Source organism: Bradyrhizobium sp. WYCCWR 13022 (genome assembly GCF_030435535.1).
Classification (GTDB): domain Bacteria; phylum Pseudomonadota; class Alphaproteobacteria; order Rhizobiales; family Xanthobacteraceae; genus Bradyrhizobium.
In genome coordinates, this window is the sequence record NZ_JAUIZJ010000002.1 from 232,351 (window position 1) to 248,624 (window position 16,274).

Annotated in this window: 17 protein-coding genes; 11 read left to right on the forward strand and 6 right to left on the reverse strand. The window is 63.4% G+C overall.

Annotated elements, in window-relative coordinates:
* Positions 1-63: 63 nt before the first annotated feature.
* From QY049_RS02105 to fabI, 5 genes are all read left to right on the forward strand, one after another.
* Complete coding sequence (locus tag QY049_RS02105) at positions 64-1,107, forward strand: AI-2E family transporter (RefSeq protein WP_301269251.1); 1,044 nt, start codon at positions 64-66, stop codon at positions 1,105-1,107.
* Between the two features lie 63 nt (positions 1,108-1,170).
* The gene (locus QY049_RS02110) at positions 1,171-3,405 is read left to right on the forward strand and encodes a DUF3141 domain-containing protein (protein WP_301268731.1); all 2,235 of its coding nucleotides are present in this window, start codon (positions 1,171-1,173) and stop codon (positions 3,403-3,405) included.
* A gap of 29 nt (positions 3,406-3,434) precedes the next feature.
* A complete protein-coding gene (locus QY049_RS02115; protein ID WP_301268732.1) occupies positions 3,435-4,397 on the forward strand; it encodes a phosphate acetyltransferase in 963 nt (320 codons plus the stop codon).
* 5 nt (positions 4,398-4,402) lie between these two features.
* Positions 4,403-5,617, forward strand: a complete 1,215-nt coding sequence (locus QY049_RS02120; RefSeq protein WP_301268733.1) for an acetate/propionate family kinase — start codon at positions 4,403-4,405, stop codon at positions 5,615-5,617.
* On the forward strand, positions 5,614-6,402 hold the full coding sequence (gene fabI / locus QY049_RS02125) for an enoyl-ACP reductase FabI (protein ID WP_194475812.1): 789 nt from the start codon (positions 5,614-5,616) through the stop codon (positions 6,400-6,402). Before QY049_RS02120 ends, fabI begins: the two co-directional genes overlap by 4 nt.
* A gap of 186 nt (positions 6,403-6,588) precedes the next feature.
* Here fabI and QY049_RS02130 read toward each other — a convergent pair whose 3' ends face one another.
* The 5 genes from QY049_RS02130 to QY049_RS02150 form a co-directional block, all read right to left on the reverse strand.
* Complete coding sequence (locus QY049_RS02130; RefSeq protein WP_301268734.1) at positions 6,589-7,047, reverse strand: MaoC family dehydratase; 459 nt, start codon at positions 7,045-7,047, stop codon at positions 6,589-6,591.
* A 13-nt stretch (positions 7,048-7,060) separates the two neighbouring features.
* Complete coding sequence (locus tag QY049_RS02135; RefSeq protein WP_194475814.1) at positions 7,061-7,711, reverse strand: 3-oxoacid CoA-transferase subunit B; 651 nt, start codon at positions 7,709-7,711, stop codon at positions 7,061-7,063.
* Between the two features lie 3 nt (positions 7,712-7,714).
* Positions 7,715-8,362, reverse strand: a complete 648-nt coding sequence (locus QY049_RS02140) for a CoA transferase subunit A (protein ID WP_258766856.1) — start codon at positions 8,360-8,362, stop codon at positions 7,715-7,717.
* A 75-nt stretch (positions 8,363-8,437) separates the two neighbouring features.
* Complete coding sequence (locus tag QY049_RS02145; RefSeq protein ID WP_301268735.1) at positions 8,438-9,046, reverse strand: hypothetical protein; 609 nt, start codon at positions 9,044-9,046, stop codon at positions 8,438-8,440.
* A complete protein-coding gene (locus QY049_RS02150) occupies positions 9,043-9,969 on the reverse strand; it encodes an alpha/beta fold hydrolase (protein WP_301268736.1) in 927 nt (308 codons plus the stop codon). Before QY049_RS02150 ends, QY049_RS02145 begins: the two co-directional genes overlap by 4 nt.
* A 132-nt stretch (positions 9,970-10,101) precedes the next feature.
* Here QY049_RS02150 and QY049_RS02155 point away from each other — a divergent pair, with 132 nt between their 5' ends.
* From QY049_RS02155 to QY049_RS02180, 6 genes are all read left to right on the forward strand, one after another.
* On the forward strand, positions 10,102-12,609 hold the full coding sequence (locus tag QY049_RS02155; RefSeq protein ID WP_301268737.1) for an alpha/beta hydrolase: 2,508 nt from the start codon (positions 10,102-10,104) through the stop codon (positions 12,607-12,609).
* 8 nt (positions 12,610-12,617) lie between these two features.
* Entirely contained in the window at positions 12,618-13,481 is an 864-nt protein-coding gene (locus tag QY049_RS02160) for an alpha/beta fold hydrolase (protein WP_301268738.1), read from the forward strand.
* A gap of 27 nt (positions 13,482-13,508) precedes the next feature.
* Positions 13,509-13,859 carry a phasin gene (locus tag QY049_RS02165; RefSeq protein ID WP_301268739.1) on the forward strand — a complete coding sequence of 117 codons (351 nt, stop codon included), beginning with the start codon at positions 13,509-13,511 and terminating at the stop codon, positions 13,857-13,859.
* A gap of 70 nt (positions 13,860-13,929) precedes the next feature.
* Entirely contained in the window at positions 13,930-14,106 is a 177-nt protein-coding gene (locus QY049_RS02170; RefSeq protein ID WP_194475821.1) for a hypothetical protein, read from the forward strand.
* A gap of 16 nt (positions 14,107-14,122) precedes the next feature.
* Positions 14,123-14,569: a potassium channel family protein gene (locus QY049_RS02175; RefSeq protein ID WP_194475822.1), complete on the forward strand. Its 447-nt coding sequence runs from the start codon at positions 14,123-14,125 to the stop codon at positions 14,567-14,569.
* A gap of 167 nt (positions 14,570-14,736) precedes the next feature.
* Positions 14,737-15,426 (forward strand): MarC family protein, encoded by a 690-nt coding sequence (locus QY049_RS02180; protein ID WP_301268740.1) that lies wholly within the window; start codon positions 14,737-14,739, stop codon positions 15,424-15,426.
* A gap of 14 nt (positions 15,427-15,440) precedes the next feature.
* Here the strand turns inward: QY049_RS02180 and QY049_RS02185 are convergent, their stop codons facing one another.
* Entirely contained in the window at positions 15,441-16,124 is a 684-nt protein-coding gene (locus tag QY049_RS02185) for a helix-turn-helix domain-containing protein (RefSeq protein ID WP_301268741.1), read from the reverse strand.
* Between the last annotated feature and the right edge of the window lie 150 nt (positions 16,125-16,274).

The window sequence follows — 16,274 nt, forward strand, 5'->3', positions numbered from 1 at the left end:
CACGGGCTCTCGATCGTGAAGACACTTCGCAGCTTCCTGCCCGCCGACGCCGTCGTCCAGCTCGTGATCCGGCTGGCATTGCTGGCGATGCTGATCGTCTGGACGTTCCTGATCGTCAAGCCGTTCATCCCGATCCTGACCTGGAGCGCGGTGCTGGCGGTGGCGTTTTATCCGGTGTTCAGCCGGCTCGCCAAACTGCTTGGTGGCAGCCCACGCATCGCGGCGGCCATTCTCACCGTGATCATGCTCGGCATTGTCATTGGCCCGGCGGCGTGGCTGGGTCTCAGTGCCGTCGACGGGATCAGGGATATCGCAAGCCAGATCAGCGCGGGCGATCTCGCGCTTCACGCCGCGCCGGAGCAGGTCAAGAGCTGGCCCCTGATCGGCCCGCAGCTCTACGATTTCTGGAATTTGGCCTACACCAACATCCGTGCAGTGCTGAAGGAGGTGACGCCGTACCTGAAGCCGCTTGCCGGGTTCATGTTGTCGTTCGTCGGCAGCGCCGGCGTTGGCACGCTCCAGTTCCTGCTGTCGGTGCTGGTCGCCGGCCTCCTGTTTCCCTACGGGCCGCAGCTTGCCGGCGCGATCCGCGGTTTTCTGTTTCGGATCGTGCCGGAACAGAGCGAGCATTTTCTCGAGCTTTCGGGTGCGACCATCCGCGCGGTGTCGCAGGGCGTGATCGGCGTTGCGATCGTTCAGGCCTTGCTCGCCGGCATCGGCTTCAAGCTCGCCGCCATTCCGAGCGCCGGCCTGCTCGCCATCATGGTTCTGTTGTTGTCGATCGTGCAGATCGGCGCGGCCGTTGTGCTCCTTCCCACGATCATCTGGATCTGGATGGACAAGGACGTGACCACGGCGCTGCCGCTGACGATATTCTTCGTCATCGTCGGTCTGCTCGACAACATCCTGAAACCGCTGGTGATGGGACGCGGGTTGACCACGCCGACACTGGTGATCCTGATCGGCGTGATCGGCGGAACGCTTGCGCACGGTATCATCGGCCTCTTTATCGGGCCGATCATTCTGGCGGTCGCCTGGGAACTTGCCGCGGCCTGGATTCGTATCGAGCGCGCCGCGCCGGTGCCTGATGTTGTCGCCGACCGTTGACCTAAATCAAGGTCTGCTGATGCAGTGCACATTCAATGGCCATGAGCGACGGCGAGGTCGAACATGGCGACAGAAAATATGAAACTGCCCGGTGGCCCGATGTCGGGCCTGGTCTCTTCAGCCGTGGAATACATGGTCGATGCCGGACAGCGCAGCGTGCTGTTCCTGGACATCATGCGCCAGCGCGGCGACCAGTATCGCGACCATGTCGCGCAAACGGCGCCGCATGTCCTGCAGTATGCTGCTGAATTGATCACCGACGGCCGCACGCTGGACGAGCCGGTCAATTATGCGCTGGTGCGCATCATTCCGCCGAAGGATGTCGAGATCGACATGACCCGGCGGCCGTTCGTCGTGATCGATCCGCGCGCCGGCCACGGCCCTGGCATCGGCGGCTTCAAGGCCGACAGCGAGATCGGCGTCGCGATGAGGGCAGGGCATCCCTGCTATTTCATCGGCTTCCTCCCCGAGCCGGTGCCGGGCCAGACCATCGAGCGCATCGCGCGCGCAGAAGCAAAGTTCATCGAGACCGTCATCAGCCGTCACCCCGATGCCGACGGCAAGCCCTGCGTGATCGGCAATTGCCAGGCCGGCTGGGCCCTCATGATCCTGGCCTCGCTGCGGCCGGAACTGTTCGGCCCCCTGGTCATCGCCGGCGCGCCGCTTGCTTATTGGGCAGGCGTGCACGGCCAGTATCCGATGCGCTATTCCGGCGGCCTTCTCGGCGGGAGCTGGCTGACGGCGCTGACCAGCGATCTCGGCGCCGGCAAGTTCGACGGCGCCTGGCTGGTTCAGAACTTCGAGAACCAGAACCCGTCGAACACGCTCTGGACCAAGCAGTACAACGTCTATTCCAAGGTCGACACCGAGGCCGAGCGTTACCTCGATTTCGAGCGGTGGTGGGGCGGGCACGTCAACCTCAATGCCGAAGAGATCCAGTTCATCGTCGACGAGCTGTTCATCGGCAACAATCTCGCCGCGGGCCGCATCGAGATGTCGGACGGGCAGAAGGTCGACCTGCGCAACATCCGCTCGCCGATCGTGGTGTTCTGCTCCAAGGGCGACAACGTCACGCCGCCGCAGCAGGCGCTGGACTGGATTCTCGACTGCTACGCCGATGTCGACGAGATCAGGGCCTATGGCCAGACAATCGTCTACACCGTTCACGAGAGCATCGGCCATCTCGGCATCTTCGTGTCCGGCGGTGTGGCGAAGAAGGAGCACGCCGAATTCTCCAGCAACATCGACCTGATCGATGTGCTGCCGCCCGGCCTCTATGAAGCCACGTTCGAAGCGCGGAGCGATGACACCCTCAACGCCGATCTCGCGGTCGGCCAGTGGGTGATGCGTTGCGAGGCCCGGACGCTCGACGATATCCGCGCCATGGGCGGCAATTCGCCCGAGGACGAGCGCCGCTTTGCGGCGGCCAAGCGCGTCTCCGAGCTCAATCTCGCGGCCTATCAGAAATTCATGCGGCCCTGGGTCAAGGGCATGGTGACGCCGCAGCTCGCCGAATGGGCGCGCAACATACATCCGCTGCGGATGCAATATGAGGCCTTCAGCAGCAAGAATCCGTGGATGGCCACGATCAAGTCGGCGGCTGACCGCGTCGAGGACAATCGCAAGCCGGTCTCGCAGGACAATCCGTTCCTGGCCTTCCAGGAGCAGATGTCGAAGCAGATCGTCCATGCCCTCGACAGCTGGCGCGACGCCCAGGAAGCGCTGAGCGAGACAATTTTCCTCAATGTCTACGGCTCGCCCGTGCTTCAGGCCGCCCTCGGCATCGATCCGAATTCCGCGCCGTCGCGCCGGCGTGAGATGTCGGCCGAGCATCAGGCCATGCTCGCGAAGCGAATTGCCGAGCTGAAGTCCCATATCGGCGAGGGCGGCCTTCGCGAGGCGGCGCTGCGGGCGCTGCTCTATGTCGGCTCCGCGCGCGGCATGGTCGACGAGCGCAGCGTCGAGGCGTTGCGGCAGGTTCGGCTTGACCATGCCGGACCACGGAAGACGCTCGCCGAGTTCAAGATGCTGGTGCGCGAGCAGTTCTTCATGCTGCTGCTGGACCGCGATGCGACTTTGGCGGCCATTCCGAAACTGCTGCCTGACGACATGAACCAGCGGCGCGCTGCCTTCACCGCGATGCGCGAAGTGCTGTCGGCGAGCGCGGACATCACCGGCGAGCGCGCCAGGCGCTTGAAGCAGGTCGCCGAGCTGTTCGGTTTGGAGGCGGAAGGAGAGTGGACGTCGAACGTCGCCCCTTTCGATCCCAAGGCCGATCCAAGGGCACGGGCGTCGTAACACGCATTGGCGGAAGCGGGAGTGACAGGATGTCGACCGAAGCGGCGCAAGCCCAGACTGGCAGCAAATATGACCGCTTGATCGCGGCGGCGCGGGCGATGCCTCCGACACCGACCGTCGTCGTCCACCCCTGCGACGAGACCTCGCTGCGCGGTGCCGTCGACAGCGCCAGCGCCGGCATCATCCGGCCGATCCTGGTCGGGCCGGAGCGGAAGATCAGGGATACCGCCGCCAAATTCGATCTCGACGTCTCGGGCTTCGAGATCGTCGATGCCGCGCACAGCGACGAAGCGGCAGCCAAGGGCGTCGAGCTCATCCATGCCGCGCGGGGCGAGCTCTTGATGAAGGGCAGCCTGCACACCGACGAGCTGATGCGGGCGGTCACCGCCAAGACCGGCGGCTTGCGCACCAACCGGCGCATCAGCCACGTCTTCGTCATGGACGTGCCTGCCTACGCCGAGACCATCTTCGTCACGGATGCCGCCATCAACATCTTTCCCGATCTCGACGCCAAGCGCGACATCATCCAGAACGCGATCGATCTCTACAACCAGGCGGGCTTCGGCACGAAGCCGCGCGTGGCGATCCTGTCGGCCGTGGAGACGGTGACCTCGAAGATTCCCTCGACGATCGAAGCCGCGGCGCTCTGCAAGATGGCCGATCGCGGCCAGATCACCGGCGGCGTGCTCGATGGTCCCCTTGCGTTCGACAACGCCATCGATCCGGAAGCCGCGCGGATCAAGGGCATCACGTCGGAGGTGGCCGGCCGCGCGCAGATCCTGGTCGTTCCGGATCTGGAGGCCGGAAACATGCTGGCCAAGAACCTTGCCTACTTCGCCAAGGCGGATGGCGCCGGCATCGTGCTCGGCGCCCGCGTGCCCGTTGTCCTGACCTCGCGAGCGGATTCGCCGCGGGCGCGGATGGCGTCCTGTGCAGTGGCCGCGCTTTACGCGCGCGCCCGGCGCCAGAAGGCGCCGACAGTGGCGGCGTGATCACCATGGATACCATTCTGGTCGTCAATGCCGGCTCCTCCAGCGTCAAGTTTCAGGTCTATTCGGCCGAGGGTGACGGCGCACTCCGCCGCCAGATCAAGGGGCAGATGGACGGCATCGGCAGCCGCCCGCGCTTGCGCGCCAACGGTCCAAGCGGCGATCCGCTGGCCGACCGCGCCTATCCGATCGAAGCCGTGCCAGATGTGCCCGCCGCCATGGCGGTGGCCGGCGACTGGCTGCGCGAAGAGCTTCGGGTCGCGCCGATGGCGGTCGGCCACCGCGTCGTGCATGGCGGGCCGGACTATGTCCGGCCGGTCCTGATCGACCACGGTGTCGTCTCCCGTCTCGAACGCTTTGTCAGCCTGGCGCCGCTGCATCAGCCGCATAATCTGGCGCCGATCCGCTCGCTGCTCGTGAATTTCCCGACGCTGCCGCAGGTGGCGTGCTTCGACACGGCGTTTCACCGCACCCATGATCTCGTCGCCGATCACTACGCCATCCCGCAGCGGCTCTATGCCGAGGGCGTCAGGCGCTACGGCTTTCACGGCCTTTCCTATGAATACATTGCCCGGACGCTCCCTTCGGTGGCGCCCGAGATTGCCAAGGGGCGGGTGATCGTCGCCCATCTCGGCAGCGGCGCCTCGATGTGCGCGATCAGGGATGGGCGCAGCGTCGAAAGCACGATGGGCTTTACGGCGCTCGACGGACTGCCGATGGGAACGCGTCCCGGCCAGATCGATCCCGGCGTAGTGCTCTATCTCATCTCCGAGAAGGGCATGCCCGCGGCCAAGGTGCAGGATTTCCTCTACCGCGATTGCGGCCTGAAGGGGCTCTCGGGCGTCAGCAACGACATGCGCGAACTCGAGGCGAGCGCCGATCCTCACGCGCGGCTCGCGATCGACCATTTCGTTTACCGCATCGGCCTCAACGCCGGCATGTTGGCGGCGGCCTTGCAGGGCCTCGACGCCTTCGTCTTCACCGCCGGGATCGGCGAGAACTCGGCCTCGATCCGCGCGCGCATCGCCGAGCAACTCGGCTGGCTCGGCGTCACGCTCGATCCCGGCGAGAACGCCCGGCATGCCCGGCTGATCTCGCGGGCAGACAGTCGCATTCCCGTCTACGTCGTGCCGACGGATGAGGAACTGATGATCGCGCAGCACACGCTGTCGCTGTTGATGGATGGTCAATCGACCAACACCAGACCTGAGAGGGTGTCATGATCCCCGTATTCCCTGACAGCAAGGTTGCCCTCAAGGGCAAGAAGGGCCTGATCGTCGGCATCGCCAATGACCAGTCGATCGCATGGGGCTGCGCGCGGGCGTTTCGCGCGCTCGGCGCCGATCTCGCGGTGACCTATCTGAACGACCGGGCCCGGAAGCATGTCGAGCCGCTGGCGCAGGCGCTGGAGGCGCCGATCTTCATGCCGCTCGACGTGATGGCCGAGGGCCAGACCGAGGCCGTGTTTGAACGCATCGCATCCGAATGGGGACAGCTCGACTTCCTGCTCCATTCCATCGCCTTCTCCCCCAAGGAAGCCTTGCACGGCCGGGTCGTCGACGTCGGCCGCGACGGATTCCTCAAGACCATGGACGTCTCCTGCTGGTCGTTCATGCGCATGGCCCATCTCGCCGAGCCTCTGATGAAGAAAGGCGGCACGCTGTTCACGATGACCTATTACGGCAGCCAGATGGTGGTGGAGAACTACAACGTGATGGGCGTCGCGAAAGCGGCGCTCGAAGCCTCGGTTCGCTACATCGCCGCCGAGCTCGGTCCGAAGGGCATTCGTGTCCACGCGATCTCGCCGGGCCCGCTGGCGACGCGCGCGGCATCGGGCATTCCCGAATTCGACGAGCTCATGGACAAGGCGCAGTCGAAGGCGCCGACGCGTAGTCTCGTCAGCATCGACGATGTCGGCAACGCCACCGCGTTCCTCGCGCTCGACGGCGCCAAGCTGATCACGGGCGGCGTGCTCTACATCGACGGCGGTTATCACATCATCGACTGACGCGAGGGCGGGGAAGCTAAAACAACCCCATGCACAGTAGGCGGAGGCTTGTAGTCATTACGTTTTCCGCCACTGAGACAGGTCAACCAGAAACCGGTTGCTCCGTCGGGCAAAACACCGGCATAGTGGCATGATCAGTTCTCACCGCAGAGTCCCACCCGCAGCGATAGCGGACGCTCCTTTTGTTCAGCGGTAGTGCAGGGCGATCAATTCTGCGACGCAGGCCGGCTTCTTGGCGCCCTCGATCTCGATCACGAGATGGTAGTTCACGCGCAAGCCATCCGGCGGAACGTCTTCGGCCTCCGCCACCGTGACACGGCCGCGCAGCTTCGATCCGGCCGGCACCGGCGCGAGATATCTGATCCGGTCGGCGCCGTAGTTGAGCGTGTTGCGCAGGCCCTTCAATCCGATCACCGAGCGGATGAACAGCGGGGCGAGCGCGAGCGACAGGAGGCCATGGGCGATGGTCTTGCCGCCGGGCATTTCCTTGGCTGCGCGCGCCTGGTCGACATGGATCCACTGCTCGTCGCAGGTTGCTTCCGCAAACTGGTTGATGCGGTCCTGCGTCACCTCGACCCAGTCGCTGACACCGATCTCGCTGCCGACGGCCGATTTGATCTCGTTGAAGTCGTTGAACACCCGCATGGCCGTCACCTGATCAGAGCTTCATTTCCGGGACATGGTCGGGAACGGCGACCTCGGCGTCCGTGACCGCCAGGACCTCGCCGACGCTGACGCCGGGCGCAGTTTCCAGCAGCGTCGCCTTGCCGTCGGGAAAGCCGATCACGGCCATGTCTGTCACCACCAGGCTCACCGGCCGTGCCGAGGTCAGGGGCAGGGTGCATTTCGGGACGATCTTCGATTTGCCCTTGGCCGCGTGCTGCATGGCGACGATGACGCGCCTGGCGCCGCTGACGAGATCCATCGCGCCGCCCATGCCAGGAACCATCTTGCCGGGGATCATCCAGTTGGCGAGATGGCCCTGCGCATCAACCTGCAAGCCCCCGAGCACCGTGACGTCGACATGACCGCCGCGGATCAAGCCGAACGACATCGCACTGTCGAAGGTCGCCGCACCCGGCAGCGCGCTGATCGGCCGGCCGCCGGCGTCGGTGAGCAGTGGATGCGCCATGCCTTGCTCCGGAATGGGTCCGGTGCCGATCAGGCCGTTCTCGGACTGGAAGAACACCTTGAGGTCCGATGGCACGTAGTTCGCGACCAGCGTCGGGATGCCGATGCCGAGATTGACGAGGTTGCCGCTCTTCAATTCCTTGGCAACGCGGCGGGCGATGATGATTTGCGGATCCATGGGTCACCCGTTCGCAATGAGGTAGTCGACGAGCGGCGCCGGCGTCAAAACATGGTCGGGCGCGATCACGCCGACCGGGACGATGTGCTCGGCCGTGACGATCACCGTGTCGGCCGCCATCGCCATGATCGGGTTGAAGTTGCGCGCCGTCAGCGCGTAGGTGAGGTTGCCGAGGTAATCGGCGAGGAAGGCGTGGACCAGCGCGAACTGGGCGCGGATGGCGGTCTCTAGCAAATACGGCTTGCCGTCGACCTCGATCTGGCGCTTGCCTTCCGCGACGAGCGTGCCGACGCCGGTCGGCGTGAGCACGCCGCCGAGGCCACATCCGCCGGCCCGGATGCGCTCGACGAAAGTCCCCTGCGGCACGAGATCCACCGTGATCTGGCGACCCAGCATCTGCTGCTGCGCCTTCGGGTTGAGGCCGATATGGGTGGCGGTCAGCTTCGAGACCTGCCCCGCATCGAACAGCTTGCCGACGCCCTTGCCCGGCGTCGCCGCATCATTGCAGATCAAGGAGAGGCCGGTCTTGTTCTGGCGCACGAGCTCGTCGAGCAGACGTTCGGGCGTGCCGACGCCCATGAAGCCGCCGACCATGACGCTGGCGCCGGCCGGGATCATCGCAACGGCTTCTTCGACGGAAACGGCCTTCATGGTCGCAACTCCAATCGGCGGACGTGAGAGACGGATGGATGTTGGGCGCGCGCGGTCCCGCAGCCTTGATCTGCGTCAAGGCTTCGTGTCGTTCGCGAGCGAGATATCGATGCTGTCGAGGGCCTCTCGCCACAGCCTGCGCACCTCACCATGCCGCCGTTCGAGCGCCGCGCTGACAGCATCCCGGAAGGGAACGAGGTCGGGTCCCTTCAAGTACAGGATCTGCGCTTGCAACAACCGGCTGCTCTCGAACTCGATCCGGCGCAGCGCGAACACAAAGGGATCATCCGCTTTCGCTTCCGTCGGGAGCAGGGCGGCCGGCCGGACCCCCGCATGCACTGCATGCGCCAGCGTCGCCAGCTGAATGGCCTGCACGTGAGCGTGGTCGGCCATCCCTTCAATCGGCGTCGGAAGCCAGGCCATCTCCCAGGATGTCGCCATCGGACCGAGTGCGAGATCCGGGACCCATGTGGTCGCGCGCATGAGCAGCGAGACGATCTCGCTCTCGCGATAGAATTGCGCGTTCAACTCGGTCTGCCAGGCTGCATCGAATTTCGCAGGCAGGGCGATGGCGAATTGCCGCGCCAGCGCGCCATGGGCAGAGACAAGGAACGCGGCCGCTCGCGTCTGCTGGTGCGGCGGCACGCGGCCATCGGCCTCGAGCGGTCCAAAGAACGCACTCATGTCGCGATCCTCTGCACCGGGATCGCGCGCAGATGGTCATAACCGGCCGGAAACGGCGAAAGCTCGCCGCCCGGATCTTCCGGCGCGATCAGGACCCGCTTGTCGCCGTGCCAGCGCCCGGCCATCACGTCCTCGGCAAAGCGGGCCAGCAGGTCTGCGGTCAGTGCGGCCTTTTCGAGCGTGAAGGCGTGGTAAGCGTTTGGAATGATCACAAGGGCACTGTCGGGAATCTCGACACGCAAGGTCTCGTGCAGCGTCCGCGGCGTGAGGAAGTCGAACTCGCCGTTCAGGATCATGGTCGGCATGGCGATGGACGAAAGCCGTGGCGTCAGCGGCTTGAAGTCGAGGAAGGACTCCATCAGGTTCTGCAGGGCATAGACGTCGTTGACCAGCCAGCCCTGCCGCTTGACGCCGTCGAGCTTGTCCAGCAGCGGTTTCAGCCACGCGTCCGACAGATTCATCGGCAGCAGCAGATCCTGAAGGTAGCTGGTGCCTCCGAGGATCAGCCCGGTGCGCAAGGCATTGCCGATCAGGAGGAGTTGCGGCGACAGCTCGGCAAAGCAGCTCATCGGCACCAGTCCCGATAGTCGTGCACCGTGCTCGATGGCGTAGCGCAGCGCGATCATGCCGCCAAAGCTGATGCCGCTGAGAAAGATCGGTCCGTCGCCGAGTTCGCCAATCAGCCGGTGCAGTACGGCGACGTGATCGTCCTGATTGATGTAGAGCGCAGGCTTGTCAGAGACGCCCTGGCCGAGCAGGTCGAATGTCGCGACCCGGAAACGCCGCGCGATCAGCGCGTCGCGATAAGCCCCCCACAGTTCCGAATATTGCGTAAGGCCGTTGACCAGCACATAGGCCGGCGCATCCGCCGGTCCGTCCAGCTCATAGCGGATCCGGTATGAGCCATGACTGAGGAAGGGCATTGCGGGGACCGGCTAGCGTGATGATGACGACGATCCTCAACGCGGGCGCGAGCAATCCATTGAGCTAAATCAAACCTCGGCCTGATGCCAAACCTAGCGTAGGCGCAAACATCGCCCAGGAGGAAATTCGTCATGACCGGGAGAAGCGCACTCAAGCGTTGCTTCGTCAGCTTGATCTTGCTGCTGGTCGGCACCGCGCTCGCGATGGCCCAACCGTTCACGCGCCGCTCGTCGCAGATGCAGCATGACGGTCTCAAGAAGTCCTATGAGATCGCAAACTTCCGTCTCGGCGGGAAGTACGACCTCGCCGATCCCTCGAAATGGGAGAATGGCGGCGAGGGCGGCGTGACGCTGGAATCGCTGGGCGGAGGCAAGCTGCGAACCGCCTATATTGCGATCGGCAACGCCCGGAAGAATGCTGCCGGCGAGATCACGAATGCGGTCGTGATCAACTCCTATTACTCGGGCGACTCCACCGATATGTATGAGCAGTGGGTCAAAGGTGCTGCCTTGTCCGGCGGCGTTCCCATTATCGGCCCGGGCCGACCGATCGACACCGACCGCTATTACGTCATCATGGTCGATCCGCTCGGCACCTGGGGCGCCAGCAAGCCGTCGGATGGACTCGGCATCAAATTTCCGCAGTACAGCTACTACGACATGGTGCAGGCGAATTACCGCTTGCTGCGGGACGAGCTCAAGGTCGCGCGCGTCGCGCTGGTCACCGGCGTCTCCATGGGCGGCACCCAGACCTATGTCTGGGGCGTGATGCATCCGGAATACATCAACGCGCTGATGCCGATCGGCGGTACGACGCAGTCGGACAGCGAGGACCCCGTCGGCAACTGGACCTTCCAGATGATGACGGCTGCGATCGAGTCCGATCCGGTCTGGCAATCCACCAAGGGCGACTATTACAAGCTGCCCAAAGAGAAGCATCCAGTGCCGGGCGTGGCGTTCGGCTGGTCGATCCTGGGCATGACCGGTTACGATTTCGGCTTCCGCACGACCCAGAACTGGAGTGCAGTGCAGCCGGAGATATTCTATTGGGATCCGCCGAACGAGAAGGCAGGTCTCAGCGTCATCAACCGCGCCAAACTCTATGATGCCGTCGACCTCATCTGGCGCAACCGCGTCGGCGAGATTCACAACGTCAATCCCTATCTCGGCCGAATCCGGGCGCGCACGCTGGTGATGCACATCACCAATGATCAGTGGTTGAACTTCAAGCTTGCCCAGAAGGCGGTCGATCGCGTTCCGGGCGCCGACCTCATCGCCGAAGAGAGCCCGGTCGCGCACTACGGTGTTTTCCCGATCATCAATGATCGCAAGAACGATCCGAAATTCGTCGCCTTCATGGACGACGTTGCGAGCCTCGATCGCGCTCAGAAATTCATCGACAAGAACTATCGCGTGCCTGGCGTTGCCGAAAGCATCGACCCCAAGAAGTCGTTCTGGAAGGACTTTGTAACCTACCCCTATCCGGTCAAGTACGCCAATGCCAAGGACAAGAGCGGCAACGCATGGCAGATCGGCTACATGGATGAATACAACGGCACCGACAAGGATCCGAAGGTGCTCGTCATCATCCACGGCAAGGGCGCGTTCGGCGGGCACTACGGCAACATCATGCAATATGCGCTCCGCAGCGGACTGCGCGTGATCGTGCCCGACCTGCCGCATTACGGCATGTCCGGGCCCGGCAATCTCGACAAGAGCCCGGCGCGCACCATGCAGGACATGCGCGAAGTGATCTACGATCTCGTGGTCAACCAGCTCGGCGTCAAGAAGGCCTATTATCTCGGCCATTCGCTCGGCGGCCAGTTCGTCATGGGCTACGCGCTGACCTGGCCGGACGCGGTGCAAGGCCTTGCGCTCGAGGCGCCGTCAGGCCTCGAGGAATACCCGCGCGAGATCACCATCGCCAAGGACAAGAAGGCAAAGCTGTTCGACCCGGCCTTCGACCATGATTTCGACAAGTGGAAGGCGACGTGGGACCAGACCGGCATCCTTGCCGCGGAGAAGGCGCGGGATGAGCAGAGTGTTCGCGATTTCTTCTATTTCAAGAAGCGCGATCCCAATACGGGAGCGGTCTCGGCCTCGAAGAGCGGCTATTTCTTCAGCGACAGCGAATATGCCCGCTTCCACACCGAGCAACGCGTCGGCCTCATCAAAGGCAACCCCAAAGAGCTCGATCAATGGTGCAACGTCTTCATCTACGACATCTACACCATCGGATCTGAGCTTCAGCAGGATGATCCGAAGAACCTCTATGAGCGGCTTACCCAGATCAAGGCGCCGATCTTCCTGGCGTTCGGCGACAAGGAGCCGTTCATTCCGACGCCCGCGTTCAACGGGCTGACGGATCTCGGCCGCGACGTCATCACGCCCTTCATGTCGCGCATGACGAATGCCGGCAACCGGCCGATGCTCAAAATCTATCCGGAGACTGGGCACTTCATCCATACGGATAACCCGGTCGAGTATGCAGCGGACGTCATTGATTTCGTGACCAAGGGCACGGTCGATACGTCATCGCCGCTCGGCACCGATCGAATGATCAAGGGCGCCGTGGTTTCGGCCTTGCCGGTGGCACCGACCCCCGCAGGGGCCGCGCCCACAGCCGGGCTCAACAAATAGGACCGCGCATGGCTAGAGTGCAGGCGGGTGAGGTCCAGCTTGGCTGGCGGAGTTGGGGAGAGGGCGACGTCACCGTCGTCTTCATCCACGGCAATCTCGCCAGCAAGGACTGGATCGAACTCGCCGCACCCATGTTTCCCGCAGGCCTCCGCGTCATCGGCATCGACTGGCGCGGCTGCGGCGACAGCGATCGGCCGAAGCCTGCGGCGGATTATTCCAACTACTCGATGCAGCAGCATGCCGACGACGTGCTCGCCGCGCTCGATGCGCTGGGCATCCGCTACTGTCACCTCGCCACGCATTCGACCGGCGGCATCATTGCCGCACGCATGCTCTTGGCGCAGCCGCAGCGCTTCGGCCGCGTGTTTGCGCTCGACCCCGTGACGCCGCTCGGCATGGCCTTCAACGCAGACCAGATCGGCCTGTTTCGCGCCATGATGGAGAGCAAGGAGCTGACGCGGACGGTCATGGCGACGGCGGCCTCGTCGCTGTTCGTGCCTGAAAGCATGGCGCCGAACGCCGTGCCCCGCCTCCGTGAAGGCTTGGGCGAGATACAGGCGCTGTTCGACCGCATCGTCGATCAGACCTTTAGCGTCTCGGAAGGTATCTGGATCGGCACGCCGGTCAATCTAACGCGGGAAAGAGAAACCCGGGAGCTCGAGCGCCGCATGAAGCAGCTGCATCACCCACATCTCGTGCTCTGGGGCGAATGGGACGGCTGGATCCCGCCGGCTGATCTGCGCGTGATGGCCGAGGCGATGCCGGACTGCCGCCTTGTGGTGGTGCCCCGTATTGGACATTCGATGAATCTCGAGATGCCGGCGCTCTATGCCGGCTATTTCGGCGCCTGGTTTGGAGGACTTCCCGCGTAACTGCCAACTCCTGAAAGGAGATTCGCCATGGCTGAAATCAACGTATCCGCTGAAGGCATGCGTGCGACATTGACCGAAGCGCTCGAGCGCGTGCGCAAGGCCAACACCGACTATTTCGATCTGCTGGAAAAAGGTTTGAGCTCTTCGCCGCTGCCGATGGCGAGCCAGGCGAAGGAGTTTTGTACATTCATGCGGCGCCACGTCACAGCAACCTTCGATCTCGGCGACAAGCTGATCCATGCCAAGGATGTGCAGGATGCGCTCAAGCTTCAGGCCGAATTCTTCCAGGAGCAGATGCGGACGCTGACCGATCAGGCCAGGACGGCCGGCGAGTCCGCGATGAAAGCCGCAGGCGGCATGTTCAGCCCGAAGGCCTGAACAAGTATATCTGCCCGCAGAACTATCCCGATGGATACTGACGGGCGAGGCGGCGCAGGAGAGGTCTGCCATGGCTGAGACCAACAAGCTTTCCGTCGAAAAGGCGCTCGAAAAGCTGCGCCGCGACGACCCATTGCAAACGGCAAGTGAGCAGCGGGACGAAAAAGCCGAGGCGCTCAGGCGCGAGATCAAGCGCATGCGTGCGCAAAGATCGCGCCTCGAGCGTCCGCCTGGCGATAGCGAGTAAGGTCTGGCCAGGTCAGATGCTGTTTCAGTTTCTCGTCGGCGCGCTGGTCAGCGCGATCAACATCGGAATCCACGCGCTGGTCACCGTCGTCGCCGTCGCTATAGCCCGGAGCGCCGGTCTCCGCGTGACCGTGCGGCCGAGACTGCACCTGATGGGTGTGATGGTTGCGACCGCGGCGGTGCTGGAGATCGCGCACGCGCTGGAAATCCTGGTGTGGGCCTGGACGTACGACATCGTCCGCGCGGCCCCCGTTTCCGACAGCGAACTGCTCTATTTCGCCTTCGTCAACTACACGACACTCGGCTATGGCGATATCACGCCGGTACAGGCCTGGCGCCTCCTCGGCCCGCTGACCGCCATGAACGGCGTGCTGCTGTTCGGCTGGTCAGCCGCCATCCTGTTCGAGGTCTTGCGCAAGACGCTCGACCATGTCGGACTGATCAAGGACGACGTCATCCCATGAAAAGGACAAGCGCCGCGAACGCGACCGGCAGCGAGCCGATGACGACGACAGCGATCCGAAAGGCGATCTCGCTTGACATGGATCGAGGTTACCATCGAGGTGGGCCGATGCGATATGCAGTTTGTGCCAGTGCGCGTCACCGCATAGCGGATTGATCCGAGCACCAGATGCCGAATTCAGAGACTTCCCGCTGGCTTGCCGATTTCTTGTTCGGTTTTGGCGCATTGTTTGCGATTATCAACCCTTACGGGCTGGCTTTCATCTTCCTGGAGCGAACAAGAGGCCTGTCTGACGACGAACGCGCCGACCTGGCGCTTCGGGTGGCCGGATATGCTTTTGCTGTTCTTCTGGTATCGCAGTTCCTCGGCAGCCAGATTCTGAACTTTTTTGGCGTGACCATGCCGGCGCTCAGGATTGCGGGAGGCCTCGTGGTTGCCGCGACCGGCTGGTCGATGCTTCACGCCGAACCCGGTGCGGCCGGGCCTCATGCCGAATCGCCCGCAGATCTCGCGACCATGAAGCGGATGGCGTTTTTTCCGCTCGCGATCCCGCTCACGACCGGGCCGGGGACCATCGCGACCGCCATCGCCATTGGAATCAGCCGGACCGATAGCCTCGACGCGATGTTTGGATCGTCGGTCGTATCCCTCCTCGTCGCGATCGCCGTGACTGCGGCGATTTATCACGCCTACCGAAAATCGAGCGCGATGGCGCGTCTGTTCGGCGAGGAAGGCACCAGCGTGGTGACGAAACTGTCAGCATTCCTGCTGCTCTGCATCGGCGTGCAGATCATCATCACAGGGGTTTCGGAGGCGACACGACCGCTTCTCGAGGGCGCATTGCGCGTCGTGCAGTGACGCTTCCGGCCGGGTCAGGGCTGCAAATCAAGGCTCGCGAGCTGGTCCCGATCCAGCAGCACGATCTGGCGCTGGGTGTTGCCGATGAAGCCGAGAATGCCGAGCTCGTGCAGCCGCGACAATGCGCGTGAGACCGTCTCCAAGGTCAGGCCGAGATAATCAGCGATATCGCGCCGGGACATCGGCAGCGCCATGACGCCGGCGGCCGTCAAGCGCTTGTCCATCTCCAGCAGGAAGGCCGCGACCCGCTCCAGCGAGGTCTTGCGGCCGAGCAGCAGCATATGGTCTTCCGCGTGCTGGAGATTGTTCGTGGTCATGCTGAGCAGGTGCTTGGCCACCATTGCGTCGCTTTCGGCCACGATTTCGAGGCTCTGCCGCTTGATGAGCCGCACATGGGTATCGACGATCGCTTCCGCCGTGAAGCGGTGCTCCCCACCGTTCTCCAGGCCGAATATGTCACCGGCCAGATGAAACGCACCGATCTGCCTGCGGCCGTCCGATAGCAGCTTGTAGCTTCGCACCGCGCCGAGCTTGACCTGATAGACGTAGTCGGCAGGCTCCTTCTCGCCGTAGATCTCGGTGCCTTTCTTGTAGGAAAATTCGCTTAAACTGACGAGCGCATTTGACCCGCTGGTCATTCCGAGCTCTCGCAGGGAATTGGGGCGCAGTGCGGAATCCGTGTTGATCCGAACAAACATGGCCAACTCCTCATTGCCGAATTGGTATGTCAGACTGATACTTTTCGCAGGGAATGCGCCGCGCTATCCCACTCCCGCCGAGGTTGATTTACGGCCAAGGCGGTATTTCAATCCATTGTCCTTAGGTGCATAGTACCAAGGGGCGTTCGT

What these genes read in the sequence shown, in the direction of transcription:
- QY049_RS02150 (WP_301268736.1), bottom strand. Translation starts at nt 9,969, where the DNA reads ATGCCCTTCCTCAGTCATGGCTCATACCGGATCCGCTATGAGCTGGAC.
- QY049_RS02110 (WP_301268731.1), top strand. Translation starts at nt 1,171, where the DNA reads ATGGCGACAGAAAATATGAAACTGCCCGGTGGCCCGATGTCGGGCCTG.
- QY049_RS02115 (WP_301268732.1), top strand. Translation starts at nt 3,435, where the DNA reads ATGTCGACCGAAGCGGCGCAAGCCCAGACTGGCAGCAAATATGACCGC.
- QY049_RS02160 (WP_301268738.1), top strand. Translation starts at nt 12,618, where the DNA reads ATGGCTAGAGTGCAGGCGGGTGAGGTCCAGCTTGGCTGGCGGAGTTGG.
- QY049_RS02130 (WP_301268734.1), bottom strand. Translation starts at nt 7,047, where the DNA reads ATGCGGGTGTTCAACGACTTCAACGAGATCAAATCGGCCGTCGGCAGC.
- QY049_RS02120 (WP_301268733.1), top strand. Translation starts at nt 4,403, where the DNA reads ATGGATACCATTCTGGTCGTCAATGCCGGCTCCTCCAGCGTCAAGTTT.
- QY049_RS02185 (WP_301268741.1), bottom strand. Translation starts at nt 16,124, where the DNA reads ATGTTTGTTCGGATCAACACGGATTCCGCACTGCGCCCCAATTCCCTG.
- QY049_RS02145 (WP_301268735.1), bottom strand. Translation starts at nt 9,046, where the DNA reads ATGAGTGCGTTCTTTGGACCGCTCGAGGCCGATGGCCGCGTGCCGCCG.
- QY049_RS02175 (WP_194475822.1), top strand. Translation starts at nt 14,123, where the DNA reads ATGCTGTTTCAGTTTCTCGTCGGCGCGCTGGTCAGCGCGATCAACATC.
- QY049_RS02165 (WP_301268739.1), top strand. Translation starts at nt 13,509, where the DNA reads ATGGCTGAAATCAACGTATCCGCTGAAGGCATGCGTGCGACATTGACC.
- QY049_RS02135 (WP_194475814.1), bottom strand. Translation starts at nt 7,711, where the DNA reads ATGGATCCGCAAATCATCATCGCCCGCCGCGTTGCCAAGGAATTGAAG.
- fabI (WP_194475812.1), top strand. Translation starts at nt 5,614, where the DNA reads ATGATCCCCGTATTCCCTGACAGCAAGGTTGCCCTCAAGGGCAAGAAG.
- QY049_RS02170 (WP_194475821.1), top strand. Translation starts at nt 13,930, where the DNA reads ATGGCTGAGACCAACAAGCTTTCCGTCGAAAAGGCGCTCGAAAAGCTG.
- QY049_RS02140 (WP_258766856.1), bottom strand. Translation starts at nt 8,362, where the DNA reads ATGAAGGCCGTTTCCGTCGAAGAAGCCGTTGCGATGATCCCGGCCGGC.
- QY049_RS02180 (WP_301268740.1), top strand. Translation starts at nt 14,737, where the DNA reads ATGCCGAATTCAGAGACTTCCCGCTGGCTTGCCGATTTCTTGTTCGGT.
- QY049_RS02155 (WP_301268737.1), top strand. Translation starts at nt 10,102, where the DNA reads ATGACCGGGAGAAGCGCACTCAAGCGTTGCTTCGTCAGCTTGATCTTG.